This window comes from Roseateles albus (assembly GCF_028595345.1).
Classification (GTDB): domain Bacteria; phylum Pseudomonadota; class Gammaproteobacteria; order Burkholderiales; family Burkholderiaceae_C; genus Paucibacter_A; species Paucibacter_A albus.
This window is the reverse complement of sequence record NZ_JAQQXT010000009.1, coordinates 139,471-154,885: the sequence shown is the minus strand read 5'-3', so window position 1 is coordinate 154,885 and position 15,415 is coordinate 139,471. Positions and strand designations below refer to the sequence as shown.

The window sequence follows — 15,415 nt, the reverse complement described above, 5'->3', positions numbered from 1 at the left end:
ATGTATGAAGACAAACAGCCCTGGTATTTCAACTTCGTGCGGCGCGACATCGAGGCGCTGTTGCCGAGCCGCGCCGAGCGCGTGCTGGAAATCGGCTGCGCGGCCGGCGCCACACTGAACTGGCTGAAAGAAAGCGGCCGCGCCGACCACACCACAGGCATCGAGCCGATGGCGCAGGCCGCGAGCGTGGCGCGCGCTCGCGTCGACCAGGTGCTGGAAGGCCCGGCCGAGGCCTTGTTGACGCAGCTGCCGCCCGAGAGCTTTGATCTGGTGCTGTGCCTGGATGTGCTCGAACATCTGGTCGACCCCTGGGTCGTGATGCAGCAGTTGCGCGGCCTGGTGCGGCCCGGCGGCACCGTCATCGTCAGCCTGCCTAACGTGCGAAACCACCGGGTCGTGCTGCCACTGCTGCTGGCCGGGCGCTTCGAATACCAGGAGGCCGGCATCATGGACCGCACCCATCTGCGTTTCTTCAGCCGCCAGGGCGCGCTGGAGTTGCTGGAGCACGCTGGCTTTCGGGTCACGGCCGAGGCCAGCACCGGCCTGCGCCGGGGGGACCGTGACTTCTGGCGCAATCTGTTCACCGGCGGGCTGCTAGCGCCGCTCTTCATCAGCCAGCATCTGCTGCGCGGCACCCGCAGCGCGGCCTGACAAGCCCAGCTCAGGCCTAGACAAGGAGCCCACCATGCTGCCCTGGATCGATGCGATGCGCGGCCTCGCTATTCTGATGGTGCTGGCCAATCATGTCGCCTTGCAAGTGCCGGGCTTGTCCGGCCCCATACGGGCGCTGGCCAGTTTTGGGCAGATGGGGGTGCAGCTGTTTTTTGTCGCCTCAGCCTACACGCTGTGCTTGTCGTGGCAGCAGCGCCGGGGCAGCGAGCCACGCCCCCTGCTGTCCTTCTTGCTGCGCCGCTTCTTCCGCATCGCACCGCTTTACTGGTTCGCCATTGCCTTGTTCTTTGCTCTCGACCTGCTCTTGGCCGACCAACAGACGGGCTCGCCCTACAGCTGGGCGAATATCGGGGCCAATGTCTTCTTTGTGCATGGCCTGGTGCCGGCGGCGCAGAACTCGGTCGTGCCGGGCGGCTGGTCGATCGGCGTCGAGATGGTGTTCTATCTGCTCTTCCCGGCCTTGTTAGCCCTGCACAGGCGCTTGCTTCCCACGCTGGGTCGCTGGACCGGCCCGCTGCTGGTGGCGATTGCCTGCGGTCTGAATCTGTTCTGGCAGGCCGGCAGCGTTGGCAACAACAGCCCGGCCTACTTTCACCCGATCAATCAGATCGCGGTCTTTCTGATCGGCCTGAGCTGGTTCGAGTGGCAGCGCGGTGCCGCAAGCCAATTGATGCCTAATCCCGCGCTGGAATACTTGATTGCAGGACTGGCCTTCACAGCAACGGCGTTGCTCTGGCGCAGCGGCTTGGCCTTGGCCTTTGCCCTGTTGCCGATGACGGCCGGGCTGGGCTTTGCGGCGCTCGGCCAGCTCTGCAGCAAGTGGAGCCGCTTGCCGGCTGCGCTGCTTGCATTGGGCCGCGCCTCCTATGGCGTCTACATCATCCATATCCTGTTCGCCTGGCATGGCTTGCATGCACTGCAGTCCGTCCATCCATTGCAAGGCGAGCTCGCCTATTTGCTCGCACTCGGCCTGGTCACGCTCTTGTCCTATGGCGCGGCGCGCTTGCTGGGCCTGGCGATCGAGCGACCCGGCATCGGGCTGGGTGCCCGGCTGATCCACCGCATCAACCGTCCGGCCAAATTGAGCTCGCAAGGCTTCACCCTGTTGAGAGGTCTGAAATGAACACCGCCATCAACAGCCTGCTGCTCGAATTGCCCGTGCCCTTCAAGCGCATAGGTGGGGTTCTGCATGTCGAGGCCCAGGCCCACAACGGCATCAGCCGCTGGCTCGATAATTTCGATCGCATCACGCTGTGTGCACCATTGCTGCCGGATGACGAGCATGACCTGATCGACGGTTCGCTCAGCTGGTTGCCGGTCACCGACCTGTTGAGCGACGGCCGGCTGAACCTGCAAACCCTGCCCTGGGGTTATCACCCGCTTGATCACTTCAAGCAAAGACGCCATGTCCGCCAGCTGTTTCAACGTCTGATTCCGCAGCATCGCTATCTGTGCTTTGCCAACCTCGGGTGGCTGGGCAGCTGGGGCAATATCGCCGCCGATCTGGCCCAGTCTGCGGGGCGCGCCTATGCCATCTGGCTCGACTGGGTGCTGCATGAAATGCCCGCCAGCAAGCCCGGTGGCACGGCCAAGCAGGCGTTCGGGCGCATCAAGCTGGGCATGCTCAAGCGCAACAGCCTGCGGGCGGTGCGCAATGCCTCGCTGGGTCTGTTCCACGGCCGCTCGGTGCACCAGGCCTATGCGCCGCATTGCGTTCAAGCCGAGCTGGTGCATAACATCCATCTCAAACGCACCGACATCATCAGCCCGACGCAACTGCAGCAAAGACTGACTCGCGCCGACGGCCTGCTGCGCATCGGCTATGCCGGGCGCCTGCATCCGATGAAGGGCCCGCTGCAATGGATCGCTGCGGTGGACGGCGCCATCCGCGCGGCCGTCCCCGGCCAAATCATCGAGGCCACCTGGATCGGAGACGGCCCGCTGCTGGAGCAAGCCCGCCAGCGGGTGATCGAGTTGGGCCGACAAGAGCAAATCCACTTTCCGGGTGCCGAGACCGAGCGCAGCCGGGTGCTGGAATTTCTGCGCGGCCTCGACATCTTCCTGTTCTGCCACCTGACGCCGGAGTCACCGCGTTGCCTGATCGAGGCCTTGATGTCCGGCACGCCGCTGCTGGGCTACGCCAGCCCCTATGCCAGCGACTTGGTCGCCGACTGCCCCAGCGCTGCTCAGTTCGTTGATATCGGCGACAGCGCGGCCCTCGCTCACCTGCTGGGCCGGCTTCTGGCTCGGCCGAACCAGCGCCGCCAGATGGCCATGGACGCGCGCACCTGCGGCCAGCATTTTTCCGACGAAGCGGTGTTCCAGCATCGCAGCCAGCTGATCAAGGAATATCTGCCATGAATCGCCTCGCCAAGCTGCCGGGGCTGCTGTGCCTGCTGTGCCTGCTGTGTCTGCTGCTTGTCAGCGCCCTGCCCCAAGCTTGCCTGTCACCTCGAAAGGTCTGAAATGAAAGCTACCCAATCCAGCCTCTTGCTCGAATTGCCGGTGCCCTTCAAGCAAATCAACGGTGCGCTTCATGTCGAAGCGCAAGCCCATAACGGGATTGCCCGATGGCTTGAAAACTTTGATCGCATCAGCCTGTGCGCGCCTTTGCTGCCAGACGAGGCCAACGATTCGGCCGAAGGGGCGATGACTTGGCTGCCCGTCAGCGACTTGCTGGCCGGCGGGCGACTGACCCTGCATCCGCTGCCCTGGGGCTATCACCCGGCACAGCATTTCAAGCACCAAGCCACCGTGGTCAAGTTGTTCCGCCGGCTGATCCCGGAGCACCGCTATCTGTGTTTCTCGAACCTGGGCTGGCTGGGCAGCTGGGGCAATATCGCCGCCGATGAAGCCCTGCGCGCGCAACGCGCTTACGCCGTCTGGCTAGACTGGGTGCTGCACGAGATGCCCGACGCCGAGCCGGGTGGCCTGGCCCGCCAGGCCTTCGGGCGGCTCAAGCTGAGCATGCTCAAGCGCAACAGCCTGCGCGCGGTGCGCAACGCAGCACTCGGTCTGTTCCATGGCAATTCGGTGCACCAGGCCTACGCGCCTTTTTGCCGCCAGGCCCACATCGTGCATGACATCCACCTCAAGCGCGGCGACATCATCGACCCCGCCCGGCTGCAGCGCCGCTTTGCCCGCGCCGACAAGACCTTGCAGGTGGGTTATGCCGGCCGGGTGCATTCGATGAAGGGCCCCATGCAATGGATAGACGCGGTGGCCAGCGCGATTCGCAACGCCCCCAGCGGCCACCGAATCAATGCCACCTGGCTGGGCGACGGCCCCTTGCTGGAAGCCGCACGCGAGCGCGTGGCGGAGTTGGGCCTGCAAGACCATATCCACTTCCCCGGCAATGAGGCTAACCGGCAAAAGGTGCTGGGCTTTCTGCGCGAGCTGGATGTGTTTTTGTTCTGCCATCTGACGCCGGAATCACCCCGTTGCCTGATCGAGGCCTTGATGTCGGGCCTGCCCTTGCTCGGCTATGCCAGCCCCTACGCACAAGACCTGGTGGCGGGCTGCCCCGGCGGCGGGCGGTTTGTGCCCCTCGGTGATGCTCAGGCGCTGTCCGTCTTGCTGGGCCAGCAGTTGCTGGCGCCGACGCAGCGGCAGCAAATGAGTCAAGACGCCTTGCGCTGCGGCCAGGCGTTCTCGGATGAGGCGGTGTTTCGCCATCGCAGCGAGTTGATCAAAGAATACCTGCCATGAATCGCCGCTCAGGGCCGCTCGGGCTGCTAGGTCTGCTGTGCCTGGCCACGACGATGGCGAGTGGCGCAGCAACCGAGCCGCCCTTGCTGGAGTTGTCGGTCGCCCACGCGCTAGGCGAGCTGCCGCGCTTTGGCGTCAACCTGGGTGCCCGCAATGTCTGGGGTGCCGATCAACTGATCCGCAATGTCTTGCAAAACCCGGGGCTGGAGCTGGGCCACGACGGCGCCTTGCTGATCGTCGGCCGGGTGTTGGCGGACGGCGTGCAAGACGAGAGCCGCTGGACGGCGCGGGCCGCCGGCTTCTGGGCCGGCGCGAACTTCGAGGTGCTCAGCGGCGCGGCGGCCGGCCAGCACGGCCGGGTTTTGGACAATCAGCCCCCTGCCGCAAGCGATCGCGTTCGTGGCGACTTGCTGCAACTTGAGCCGCTACCCGCGGGATTGAAGCCCGGCGATGTGCTGTCGCTGCAAGGTCAGCAGGATCGCCTTCCTGCGCCGCTGTGGTGGACCCTGGGTCTGGTCCGCTCGGTGGCCGAGCCGCGTCCCGGCAGCCCCGGCCAACGCGCGCTGCATCTGATTGCCAGCAGCAGTCAGCCTGCCGCGCTGTTCCATCACCTCGACGCGCTGGGCGCCAGAGCGGGCAAGCTGCTGCCCATCAATGGCCGCTGGACGCTGAGTTTCTGGGCCCGCGCTCCAGGCAGTTCGCCCAGCAATTTACGGCTGAGTTTTGGTCGCCAAGGCCGGAGCAACTGGCTGCAGCAGGAGTTCAGCCCCGGCCCGCAGTGGCAGCGGCATCAATTCGACTTCGACGGCGACGACAAGGGCCCGGTCGGGCCACTGCAACTGACGCTGCAGATAGCACGGGGTCAGGTCTTGCTGGATGACATCGAGCTTGCCCCCAAGCTTGCTCTCCAGGTCAATCACCTGGCTCAGAGCGCCTTTCGCGCCGAGCTGATCGACACCTTGCAGCAGCTCAGGCCCGGCTATCTGCGCGACTGGCAGGGGCAGTTGGGCGACAGCCTGAGCAACCGGCTGGCCGAGCCCTTGGCGCGCCACCCGACGCGCTACAGGCCGGGGCCGAATGAGCAGTTGTTTGCCTATTCCATCCCCGAATTTCTGCGCCTTTGCGGCTTGATCGGCGCTCGGCCCTGGCTGGTCTTGCCCAGCACCAGCAGCCCGGACGAGGCACTTAGTCTGGGTCGCCTACTGGCGGAAAGCCAGCGCCAATATGGCTTCGACGAGATCGTCGTCGAACATGGCAACGAGCACTGGAACAGCATTTTTCTCCCGGCCGGCATTGCCAAGGCAGCGACCCTGGCCGAGGTCGCCGACCGCGTGTTTGCGGCACTCAAGCAAGGCGCCGGGCCGGCCGTGGCGCTGCACCGGGTGATCGGCAGCCAATACGTCAACCCGGCCACGGCCGCCGACTTGCTCAAGCTCAGCCGCCACAGCGAGGGCGTCGCGGTGGCCCCCTATTTCCACTACGAACAAGACAGCGCCCAAACCCTCGCACAGATCTTGCCTCAGCTGCTGCATGAAGACGCCGAGCCCTTGCAATCCGCGCTCAGAATAGCGGCGGCCCGCCAGCGCTCGGTCGATGTATACGAAGTCAACTTCCACACCACCGGCGGCAATGCCAGCGGCGCACAGCGCAACGCCGTGCTGGCCGATCCGGCGGCGGGCACGGCGCTAGTGCGGCGTTTGCTGCAGGCGGCCCTGCTCGGCGTACGGCGGCAGGCGGTCTATTCTTTGAGCGGCTTTGACACCTATTTTGCTGGCACGGCCGGTACAGGCCAGCAGCGCGGACTGGTCGAGCTCTTCGGCATCACCCGCGACTTGAGTCAAGCCGCGCAATGGCGGCCCACCGGCCAAGCCTTGCAGGCCATCAACCAGCTGGTCGGCGGCAGCGCTCATGCGGTGGCTTGCCGGGGGCAGGCCTGCCCGGAAATCACCGCTTTGGCCTTTGCCGACGGGCGGCGCTGGATCATCACCAACTCGGCCGCGCGGCCCTTGCGCTTGATCCTACCCTGCCTGGCGCCGCTGCGGGTAAACAGCGCCGCCGGCAGCGGCCAAACAAGCGCATGCAAGCGGGGCCGACTCGAACTCAGCGTGCCCGCCCACGGCTGGCTGAGCGCCCAAATTTAAATCGGTGGCCATTTGGCCGATGCCGCTTGACCACGCTTGCGCCTTCAAGTGCCGACCGCTCGCTTTACGTCCTTTGACGTCGCTATTTCGTGCTTGCACTAGCAAGCCATTGCGCCATCACGGACTCAAGGCCAAGTCGGCGCTGAGGGTCGCCGCACTGGCCTTTATGACCACTTGGCCCAGGGTAGGCCCCGCAGTCGCCACCAAGAGCAAGTCCGTCTGATGAGCGGGCAGACGCAAGACCCAATCAAGTATGCCCAATGAGTCCGTTGCGCCACTGTCCAGCAAAGACATGGGCACCGGTTCCTCCAGAGCGCTTCCGTCCTGAGGGCTGAGGCGAGACAAGGTGAATACCCGCACTGCGGCGCCGGCTGCCGGCTTTCCAGCCGCATCGCGCACCGTCAGACGCAAGTTCAAGTTTTGATCGGTGGCCCACGTCATGCCGGCCGCCGGAAGCAGCCCGGCCATACCGCTGGACCTTACCGTTGTGTCGGGCGCGGACGCCGGAGCGACTGCGACCGGCACGGCGGCGACCGTCTCGGCAGCACCGCCCCCCCCGCCTCCACAGGCCTGCAAGGTCAGCAACAAAGCCGCGAAAGGGCAATAAATTGAACTTCTCATGACAAACTCCAGACCGTAGAAGTTAATAATTAGTTTCAGTTGGCCGAGTACAGGCAGGATGAAATCTGCCCACTGACGTACCAGTCACGTGCATTGACACCGGCGCTCGTAGCCCAGTCGGCAAAGCGTGGATAGCAGGTCAGGAGATCGTTCAACTCCGCCGGCCAGACCCAGGCGACCGGCAGATCCAGCGCCCAGGGGCGCCGCTGTGCGTCCATATAGGTGAAGCTGGTATTGCGCACCGTGCGGTCCAGCCCCTGGCCAAACCAGCTCGCGTCGGCCAGCGCCGTCGGCGCCTTGCCGGGGAGGTGGATCTCCTTGCCGCGCGCCGCCGCGCTGAAGATAAAGGGGTTGTAAGGCGAAGCGAACAATGTCGAGGCCAAGGGCTGAGCGAAATTCACCGACAGTTTGAAGGGCACCGCCGGCGTCACCGGGCAGCCCTTTTGGGTATTGGCAAAGCCGCAGTTGGCCAAGGTCGGCAAAGGCATAGGTGCCTGGTTGGACGCGAACACGATAAAGCTGGCCTCGGTTTGCCCTTGTTCCGGGCTCAGCGCAAGCGCTGCGCCGCCACCGCTGCTGAGCGTGGCCGAGGCCACCGCGCCACGGGCTATGCCAGGCAGATGCAGGCCAAAGCCGCTGGCATTGATGCCGCCGCGTGCCTCCAGCCGGTAGTCGACATCAAGCGCCACCACCTGGCGTGCCGCGTTCATGATTTCACGCGTGCGGTAGCGCAGCACCACATCGTTCATGTCGTAGTCGCCGCGCTGCGGCCATTGGTCCTCATAGGCCAGCGTGCCCCAGCTGTCGGCGCCGGGGTAATAGCGGCTGAAGGCACGCGTCGCGTCGTTGGGGAACTCATCCAGCGCATCCTTGACTCCGTCGCCGTCGCTGTCCAGATCGGTGGCCGAGACCAGCTGCTGCAAAGTCGTCAGATTCTGGATCGCGCGGCGCGGCGTCACATGCACGGCCAGCACCACATCATTGAAATCATGGTCACCCCCGGTCTCGCGGTTGATATCTTCGAAGCCGATTACCAGCCGTTGATAGCCCTCACTCGCATCGGACGCATCCTTCAGCATCACCGTGTGCACATTCAGGTTCTGCGCGCTCGAGGCTTCCGGATTCAGCTGGCGCAGGGTGTAGAAGATCCAGGCTGGGTTGGCGTTGTCCTTGACGCCACTGGTCCGCACGCCGTTCAAGAGCCGGCCGCTGGCCGAGAAGCCGTCCGAGATGATCACAAAGCCCAGCGCCTGGCCGGCAGTGAAGCTGCCCAGCTTGACCGTGTTTTGATAGGTGCCGACCGAGTCCAGCGGTGTACTGGTCGAGGCGTTGACGAAGATGATCTTCTCCTGCACCTGTGAGGGCCGGGTCGGCGGATTGAGCGGGTCGTAGACAAAGTAGCCGACACTGTTGCGGTAGCCCGCCCCCTCGGTCACGAAGGTCACCCAGACCTCGGCGTTCTCGGTGAAACGCACATTGGTCTTGTCATCGCTGTCGGGGATCAGACCCTGCGCATTGAGCCGGATATCGCGGCCCTCGGGCAAGGTGTAGCGCACCTTGCTCAGCAGGTCGGCCGGCATGGGCGGCAGCTCCGCCGGCAACAAGCGCGAATACTCCTGAATGGTCGGCCCGCCGGTCGAGGTGTTGTAGTGCAGGTTGCTCAGCGGCGTGCCGAAGTAGACCCAGTTGATCAGGCCGCCAACGCTGGTGTAAGCGCTCAGCAGACCGACCGCGGTGGCGGCTGCAACGAACTTGAGAGGTGTGCGAAGCTCCATGGCGTTCATCCTTGATTGGGGATGACTCGATTGAAACGCGGCCGTCCGAAGGAGTTGTGGCAGAAACGTGAACAGCGCAGCCCGACTCAAACATCACTGAATGATGCGGCGGAACTCTGCCTGCTCGACAGCAGCCCTGACCAAAGGGTGAGGCAAGACCGCAGCGCCCTGCTGCAACCAGCCCTGTGACCAGCCCAGCATCAAAAACAGCACCGGCAAGACCTGCCCCCCAAGAAAGACGGTGCCCAGCGAGACAAAAATCGTGACAAAGATGCCGGCGAAGGCGAAGGCCGGGCTGCCGCTATTGGGCGGCTCCGCAAGGCCGCGGCGCACGCACTGCACGCTGGCGCCCAAGAGCATCAGCACCAGCATCAGCATCGCCGGCACACCGTGCATCAGGGACAGCAGCAAGAAGTAGTTGTCGATGGACTCCATGCCCAGCACCTTGGGCCAAGTCGTCACCCCCCAGCCGAACCAGGCGTGGTCGAGCGCAATGTCCAGGTATTTTTCAAACAGGATCTTGCGGTAGAGCGCCGACTCTTGGCTGGCGGTGATGGTGGCCCCGGGCTTGATATCCAGATAGTCGCCCAAGAAAACCGCGCCCGCCAGCGCGCCGACGGCGACCAGCATCGCACTGATCCACAGCGCACGCGGACGGTTGCTGGCCTGGCCGACCATGGCGAGGCCGCCGCCAATCAGCGCGCCTAGCCAGGGGCCGCGCGCCACCGTCATCAAGAGGCCGAGCAAGAGCACCCCGGTGATCACGCGCGCCTTCGGCCAAGTGAGCCAAGGCAAGCCGGCAAAGCGTGCCTCCCACAAGCCCGCTTCATGCAGCCAGCGCTGCAAACGATAGGCGATGGCCATCATGATGCCGGCCAGAATGGCATGGGAATAGGGTCCGGCGACGCGCGCCACGCCATGCCGAAACGTCGTCACCCACCCGTCAGCCTGGCCGGGAAAGAAGGGATTCAAGATCGCCAGAAAGGGGTTGAAGCCAAAACGGAACTCCCACAGCCCCACCACAGCCACGCCGAAAACCAGGATCACGAAGCGCCGGCCCAAAGCCACGTCCAACTGCTCGGCCGCCACCACCAGGCGGCCCACCACATAGGGCGCAAACACCGAACTGATCATCGCGAACATCAGGTTCTGCGCGTCGGCATAGCCGCGCCCGATGTAGTCCGAGTAGGCGACCCAAACGGCGAACACCAGCATCAAGCCGTCCATCCAGACCATGCGCCAGCCGCGCCCATAACGCAGCAGGGCCAACAAGACGATGGGCAAGATGGCGGCCTGCGGGAAGCTTGGGTCGGGCAGACCCGGCGTGATCGCGCGGTAGGCATCGGGCAAGAGCAGCAAGACCGGCAAATAGACCCGCAACAGCGCCTGCCCCGGCCCGAGACGCAAGGCCACCACGGCGGAGGCGATCAAGGCGAGATAGACAATCATGCTCATGCTGACAGTGTCCCGGCGCTGACCCGGCTTGCCTAGTCGCCGGAGCCCATTGTTCACAGTCCTGCCAAGCTTGGCCACAGTGCGGCGTGCCCAATGCAAGTCATGAAAACCGCCACGCCTTCCGCGCCATCAGCGCCAGCAGAGCCACTATCGGCAGCAGAGCCTCAAGCCAGCAGCATCGGCGATATGTGCTTCGGCATGGGCGCCAAGCTGCTCTACGCGGCGACCCGCGTGGCTCTGCCCCCTTTGGCCTTGCAACACATGGGCCTGGCCGACTACGGTCTGTGGTCCACCTGCTTCGTATTGGTCAGCTATATCGGTATGTGCGCCTCGGGCTTCTCCTTGATCTATTTGCGCCAGACCGCCCTGCACCATCAGCGTGGCGATCTGGCGGCCATCGGCCGCCTGCTGTCGACCGGCATGCTGGCGATGGGCAGCCTGGCGCTGCTGCTCTTGCTCGGCCTGTATCTGGCCCTGCCGCATTTGCTGGACTTGTTCAAGGTGGCCGCCGAGCAACGCGAGCTGGCGCGGGATCTCTGGCTCGGCGCGCTGGCGGTTTTCCTGGCCGATATGAGCTTGGGCGCCTTTGCCAATGTCTTGCATGCGGTGGGGCGGCTGCGCCAGGAACAGCGTGTCTGGGTGGCGGCATTTGTCGTCGAAGCGGTGCTGATCGTCTTGTTCCTGCGCTTGGGCTGGGGAGTGCGCGCCTTGCTGGCTGCCTTTGCGGGGCGCTACCTGTTCTCGGCCCTGGCCAATGCCTGGCTGGCCTGCCGGGCCTTGCCGGGTCTGCGCCTGTCGCCTCAGCTGTTTGAGCCGGCCTTGTTGAAGCAGTTCTTCGCCTATGGTGCAGGCATGCAGTTGTCGGGCTTGATGGCCACCGGGCTGCAGTCGATCGATCGCTTGCTGGCGGGCAGCCTGATTGGCCCGCAGGCCGCCGCCTTGTTCGACCTGGCATCCAAGCTGCCGGTGACGGCCTCGGCCGCCACCGCCAGCGTCAGCGGGGTAGCGGTGTCCGCAGCCGCCCGGCATGACGCGAGCGACTCCGCGCAGGCTCGCGCAGGTCTGCGCCGGGTGTATGAGGATGCCAGCCGCCTAAGTGTGGCGAGCCTGGCCTGGGTGATGCCATTTTTGGCCCTGTTCGCGCAGCCGCTGGTGCATGCGTGGTTAGGCCAAGGCGAAGCTTCCGCCCTGGTTGCCCCACTGATGTTGTGGCTGACCATCGGCCTGCATGCCCATATGCTGACCGGCCCGGCCACCGCCGTGGCACGTGGGCGAGGCGAGTTAGGCCCTGACTTTCGCTACCACGGCTTGCGGCTGGCCGCGCTGGCCGTCGCAATCGCCTGCTGCCTTTTTTTTACTGACCAGCCGGCGCCGGGAGTCCAGTTGATGCCGCTGGCCCTTGCCCTGTGCCTGGCGCAATGTGCGGCCGCCTTGGTTTTTCTGGCCTGGGCGCACCGCAACTTGCAGGGCCGATGGGTCGACCTGGCGCGGCAAGTACTGCTGCCCACGCTGCTGGCCTATGCCTTGGCTTATGCCTTGGCCTACATGCTCGAACAGCTCTTGAGCCAAGGCCTGGCCGCGCAAGCCCAGCGCCTGCAGCTGCTGCTAGGCCTGGTCATGGCCTTCTTGCTTTGGACCTTGGCCGTACTCATGCTGCTGAGCACGCTCTTGCTCAATGCGACAGAGCGCCGCGCAATGGCCCGGCGCTGCCTGCCAAAACGCCTCTGGAGACCCGCATGAAAACGCCCCTCACCGCCTTGCTCTGCCTGGCAGCCACCCTCTTGCTGCAAGCTTGTTCCAGCACGCAAGCGCCATCAACGCTGGAGCGCAGCCCGCCGTTCAAAGCGGTCGACAAGTCGGTGGACTTTCCCGCGCCCGAATCGCTGGCCGAGTTGGAGGGCCCGATAGATCCGGTTTACCGACTCGGTTCGGGCGACATCTTGTCCATGCAGGTCTGGGGTCGACCCGAGTTGACGGGGCGCCATGTGGTCGGACCGGACGGGGTCATCACCCTGCCCCTGGCAGGCCCGGCCAAGGTCGGCCTGCTGACGCGTGAAGAGGCGGCCCTGCTGGCGGGCCGCCAGCTCGACCGCTTCTACATGGCGCCGCAGGTTCAGTTCACCGTCGAGCAATACACCTCGAATCGCTTGACCGTGCTGGGCCGGGTGGCCAACCCGGGCTTGCTCAGTTTTGACCAAATGCCCACGCTGCTCGAGGCCTTGGCCAAAGCCGGCTCCTTGCCCGTCATCGACAAGCAGGCCACGCTGACCCGTTGCGCCATCATCCGGGGCCGCGACAAGCTGATCTGGATCGACTTGAAGCGCCTGCTCAACGGCGGCGATGTGCGCTTGAATCTCCGCATGAAACCAGGCGACCTGATCTACATCCCCGACTCCGCCGACACCATGGTCTATGTGCTGGGTGCCGTCCATCGCCCCGGTGCCTATCGCTTGACCCCCGATATGTCGGTCCTGGATGCCTTGGCCACGGCCGGCGGCCCCAACGAAGATGCGCAACCCAAGCAAATCGGCATCTACCGCCCGGCCCGCAAGGAGGTCGAAGTCATCAATCTGCAAACGCTGATCGACGGCAGCAGCAGGGTCAATTACTCGCTCGAGGAAGGCGATGTCATCTTTGTTCCCAAGAGCGGCATCGCAGAGTTCGGTTATGTTACGCGTCAGCTCTCGGCCGGTTTGTCCTTCCTGACCCTGGGCCTGGCCCTCGCCAACTGATGTCGTCAGAGTTTGTGCAAGATCATTCGACCCTCGCTTTGTCACCCTGAGCATGGAAAACCGCAGCGCCCAGACCAAGAAGCCGAGCCTACCGCGCCTGCGGCAACTGCTGCTATTGGCCTGGCTGATCACGGGCTTGGTCGGCGCCTTGACCGCCGCCTTCATGGCCTATGAAATCTATGCGTTGAGCGTTCAGCAGAGCGTTCAAGAGGTGCAGCGCATCGGCCCGCAGCTGCTGGCCTTCATGTCCATGACCTGCCTGGCCTTGGCGGCCGGCACCATCGCACTGCGCCGCGCCCTGCTCAGCAAGGAGAAGATGCGGGGCGAGCTCTTACGGGCCGAAACCGCCACCCGTACCAGCGCTGGTCGCAAGCTGGCGCTGATGCAGAGCTCGCTCGACGGCATCGTCAGCATCGACGCAAACGGCCTGCTGCTGGACTTCAATGCGGCCGCCGAGCGCATGTTCGGTTATGCCGAATCCGAGGTGCTGGGCCGACCGATGCATGATTTCCTGATCCCCGCGCAACACCGCGCAGCGCACCAAGCCGGTTTGCATCGCTATCGCCTAAGCGGCGTTTCCACGCTGCTGAACCGGCGCATCGAAGTCGAGGCCTTGTGCGCGGACGGGCGTCACATCCCGGTCGAGTTGACCATCGTGCCGGTGAAGACCGAGGCGGGCGAAATTTTCACCGCCACATTGCGCGATATCAGCGAGCGGATCAAGAGCGAGCAAGCATTGCGAGCCAGCCGCGACTTGCTCGACAAGACCGGGCGCATCGGCGGCGTAGGCGGCTGGGAGTTCGATGTGCAGTCACATGACTTGCGCTGGACCGAGGAGACGCTGCGCATCCATGACCTGGAGCCCGGCCAGCAACCAACGCTGCAAGAAGCGATCGAGTTCTTTGCGCCCGAGGCGCAGGCGCAGCTGCGCCAGGCGATGCAACTGAGCATTGCGCGCGGAGAAGGTTTCGATCTGGAGCTGCCGCTGATCACCGCCAAAGGTCGCAAGCTATGGGTGCGCGCGGTGAGCCGCGCCGATATGCAAGACGGCAGACCGGTGCGACTGAGCGGCGCCATCCAGGACATCACGGCCAGGCGGCGCGTCGAGGCCGAGCTGGCGGCGGCGCGTCAACGCGAGCTGCAGGTTGGAGCCCGCATTCAGCAAACCCTGCTGATGACGCCGACGCCCGCGCAATTGCAGGGCCTGCAAATCAGTAGTTTCAGCCAGGCCTCGCAAGGCATAGATGGCGACTTCGTCGAAGTGATACAGATGGGCGAGCATTGCGTCGATCTGATCGCCGGCGATGTGATGGGCAAGGGCCTGGCCGCGGCCATGATGGGGGCCGGCGCCAAGCTGCAGTTCAGCCGCTCGATTGCCGAGTTACTCACACATGCCCGCACGCCGGGTGATCTGCCCCGCCCTGCCGCTGTGGTGGCGGCCGTGCACCGTGCCATGACCCCGGCGCTGCAAAGCCTGGATGCTTTCGTCACGCTGTGCTATTTGCGCATCGATACCGAGCGCCAGACCGTGACCTGGGTGGGTTGCGGGCATGAGGAAACCCTACTCGTAGGCCGTGATGGGGGCTCGCATGCGTTGCCCAATCAACATCCGCCGCTGGGCGTGTTGGATGCTGCCGACTATGTGCAAGACGAGCGCCCGCTCGGCCCGGGTGATGTGCTCTTCATGTATTCGGATGGGGTCACCGACGCCATGCGCGCCGATGGTGAGCGGGTCGGGCATCAGCGCATGCATGCCGCGCTGCTGCGTCAAGTCGCCCTGCATCAGACCCCCGCTGCGGTCTTGAACACGCTGCGTCGCGACTTGCTGGGCCCCTCGGTGCAAATGCAAGACGATGTGACGATGGTGGTGGTGAAGAACCAGCCGCAAAGCGGGGCTCTCGCTTGCGCACGGATCGAGCTGCCCTTGGCGCTGGCTTCGCTGCGCCCGCTGAGGGAGTTCGTGCTGGCGCAGGCCTTGTCCAGCGGCATCGAAGAAGTCGCGGCGGGCTTGTTGGAAGTCGCCTGCGTCGAGGCCTTCACCAATGTCGTGCGCCATGCGCGCGGCCTGTTGCCCGAGGCCAGGGCGGAAATCATGGTCAGCCAAGAAAGCGGCGAGTTGCTGCTGGACCTGGTCTATCTGGGGGACTGCTTTGAGCCACCAGAGGAGTTGCCCGAGACCGATTTTGGAGAATTCCCCGAGGGGGGCTTCGGTCTGTCCATCATTCGCGGCGCCAGTGACCGGGTTGAGTACCTGCATGTCGACGGCGTCAACACCTTGCGTCTGCACAAGCGCTTGCATTAGTGCCTGCAT

Annotated in this window: 11 protein-coding genes; 8 read left to right on the top strand and 3 right to left on the bottom strand. The window is 64.6% G+C overall.

The window, feature by feature from the left end:
• The 5 genes from PRZ03_RS15500 to PRZ03_RS15480 all read left to right on the top strand — a co-directional run bounded on the left by PRZ03_RS15500 (nt 1) and on the right by PRZ03_RS15480 (nt 6,521).
• Nucleotides 1-651, top strand: a complete 651-nt coding sequence (locus PRZ03_RS15500) for a class I SAM-dependent methyltransferase (protein ID WP_273601167.1) — start codon at nt 1-3, stop codon at nt 649-651.
• Nucleotides 652-685: 34 nt separating this feature from the next.
• Nucleotides 686-1,795, top strand: a complete 1,110-nt coding sequence (locus tag PRZ03_RS15495) for an acyltransferase family protein (protein WP_273601166.1) — start codon at nt 686-688, stop codon at nt 1,793-1,795.
• Complete coding sequence (locus tag PRZ03_RS15490; protein WP_273601165.1) at nt 1,792-3,033, top strand: glycosyltransferase; 1,242 nt, start codon at nt 1,792-1,794, stop codon at nt 3,031-3,033. The genes PRZ03_RS15495 and PRZ03_RS15490 overlap by 4 nt, the downstream gene beginning before the upstream one ends.
• 105 nt (nt 3,034-3,138) lie before the next feature.
• On the top strand, nt 3,139-4,380 hold the full coding sequence (locus tag PRZ03_RS15485) for a glycosyltransferase (RefSeq protein ID WP_273601164.1): 1,242 nt from the start codon (nt 3,139-3,141) through the stop codon (nt 4,378-4,380).
• On the top strand, nt 4,377-6,521 hold the full coding sequence (locus tag PRZ03_RS15480) for a hypothetical protein (RefSeq protein WP_273601163.1): 2,145 nt from the start codon (nt 4,377-4,379) through the stop codon (nt 6,519-6,521). The genes PRZ03_RS15485 and PRZ03_RS15480 overlap by 4 nt, the downstream gene beginning before the upstream one ends.
• Nucleotides 6,522-6,638: 117 nt before the next feature.
• Here the strand turns inward: PRZ03_RS15480 and PRZ03_RS15475 are convergent, their stop codons facing one another.
• The 3 genes from PRZ03_RS15475 to PRZ03_RS15465 all read right to left on the bottom strand — a co-directional run bounded on the left by PRZ03_RS15475 (nt 6,639) and on the right by PRZ03_RS15465 (nt 10,372).
• Nucleotides 6,639-7,142 carry a hypothetical protein gene (locus PRZ03_RS15475; protein ID WP_273601162.1) on the bottom strand — a complete coding sequence of 168 codons (504 nt, stop codon included), beginning with the start codon at nt 7,140-7,142 and terminating at the stop codon, nt 6,639-6,641.
• 35 nt (nt 7,143-7,177) lie between these two features.
• Nucleotides 7,178-8,917 (bottom strand): LruC domain-containing protein, encoded by a 1,740-nt coding sequence (locus PRZ03_RS15470; RefSeq protein ID WP_273601161.1) that lies wholly within the window; start codon nt 8,915-8,917, stop codon nt 7,178-7,180.
• 93 nt (nt 8,918-9,010) lie between these two features.
• Nucleotides 9,011-10,372 (bottom strand): O-antigen ligase family protein, encoded by a 1,362-nt coding sequence (locus PRZ03_RS15465; protein WP_273601160.1) that lies wholly within the window; start codon nt 10,370-10,372, stop codon nt 9,011-9,013.
• Between the two features lie 93 nt (nt 10,373-10,465).
• Between PRZ03_RS15465 and PRZ03_RS15460 the strand changes: the two genes are divergently transcribed.
• Genes PRZ03_RS15460 through PRZ03_RS15450 form a run of 3 tightly spaced genes read left to right on the top strand, consistent with a single transcriptional unit; the run spans nt 10,466 to nt 15,406 of the window.
• Nucleotides 10,466-12,112, top strand: coding sequence for a lipopolysaccharide biosynthesis protein (locus PRZ03_RS15460; RefSeq protein WP_273601159.1), 1,647 nt, complete (start codon nt 10,466-10,468; stop codon nt 12,110-12,112).
• Entirely contained in the window at nt 12,109-13,104 is a 996-nt protein-coding gene (locus PRZ03_RS15455) for an SLBB domain-containing protein (protein ID WP_273601158.1), read from the top strand. Before PRZ03_RS15460 ends, PRZ03_RS15455 begins: the two co-directional genes overlap by 4 nt.
• A gap of 52 nt (nt 13,105-13,156) precedes the next feature.
• Nucleotides 13,157-15,406 carry a SpoIIE family protein phosphatase gene (locus PRZ03_RS15450; protein WP_273601157.1) on the top strand — a complete coding sequence of 750 codons (2,250 nt, stop codon included), beginning with the start codon at nt 13,157-13,159 and terminating at the stop codon, nt 15,404-15,406.
• Nucleotides 15,407-15,415 lie beyond the last annotated feature (9 nt).

Excerpts from the sequence above, each read along its gene's own strand:
- PRZ03_RS15500 (WP_273601167.1), top strand. The coding sequence starts at position 1 with ATGTATGAAGACAAACAGCCCTGGTATTTCAACTTCGTGCGGCGCGAC.
- PRZ03_RS15495 (WP_273601166.1), top strand. The coding sequence starts at position 686 with ATGCTGCCCTGGATCGATGCGATGCGCGGCCTCGCTATTCTGATGGTG.
- PRZ03_RS15490 (WP_273601165.1), top strand. The coding sequence starts at position 1,792 with ATGAACACCGCCATCAACAGCCTGCTGCTCGAATTGCCCGTGCCCTTC.
- PRZ03_RS15485 (WP_273601164.1), top strand. The coding sequence starts at position 3,139 with ATGAAAGCTACCCAATCCAGCCTCTTGCTCGAATTGCCGGTGCCCTTC.
- PRZ03_RS15480 (WP_273601163.1), top strand. The coding sequence starts at position 4,377 with ATGAATCGCCGCTCAGGGCCGCTCGGGCTGCTAGGTCTGCTGTGCCTG.
- PRZ03_RS15475 (WP_273601162.1), bottom strand. The coding sequence starts at position 7,142 with ATGAGAAGTTCAATTTATTGCCCTTTCGCGGCTTTGTTGCTGACCTTG.
- PRZ03_RS15470 (WP_273601161.1), bottom strand. The coding sequence starts at position 8,917 with ATGGAGCTTCGCACACCTCTCAAGTTCGTTGCAGCCGCCACCGCGGTC.
- PRZ03_RS15465 (WP_273601160.1), bottom strand. The coding sequence starts at position 10,372 with ATGAGCATGATTGTCTATCTCGCCTTGATCGCCTCCGCCGTGGTGGCC.
- PRZ03_RS15460 (WP_273601159.1), top strand. The coding sequence starts at position 10,466 with ATGCAAGTCATGAAAACCGCCACGCCTTCCGCGCCATCAGCGCCAGCA.
- PRZ03_RS15455 (WP_273601158.1), top strand. The coding sequence starts at position 12,109 with ATGAAAACGCCCCTCACCGCCTTGCTCTGCCTGGCAGCCACCCTCTTG.
- PRZ03_RS15450 (WP_273601157.1), top strand. The coding sequence starts at position 13,157 with ATGGAAAACCGCAGCGCCCAGACCAAGAAGCCGAGCCTACCGCGCCTG.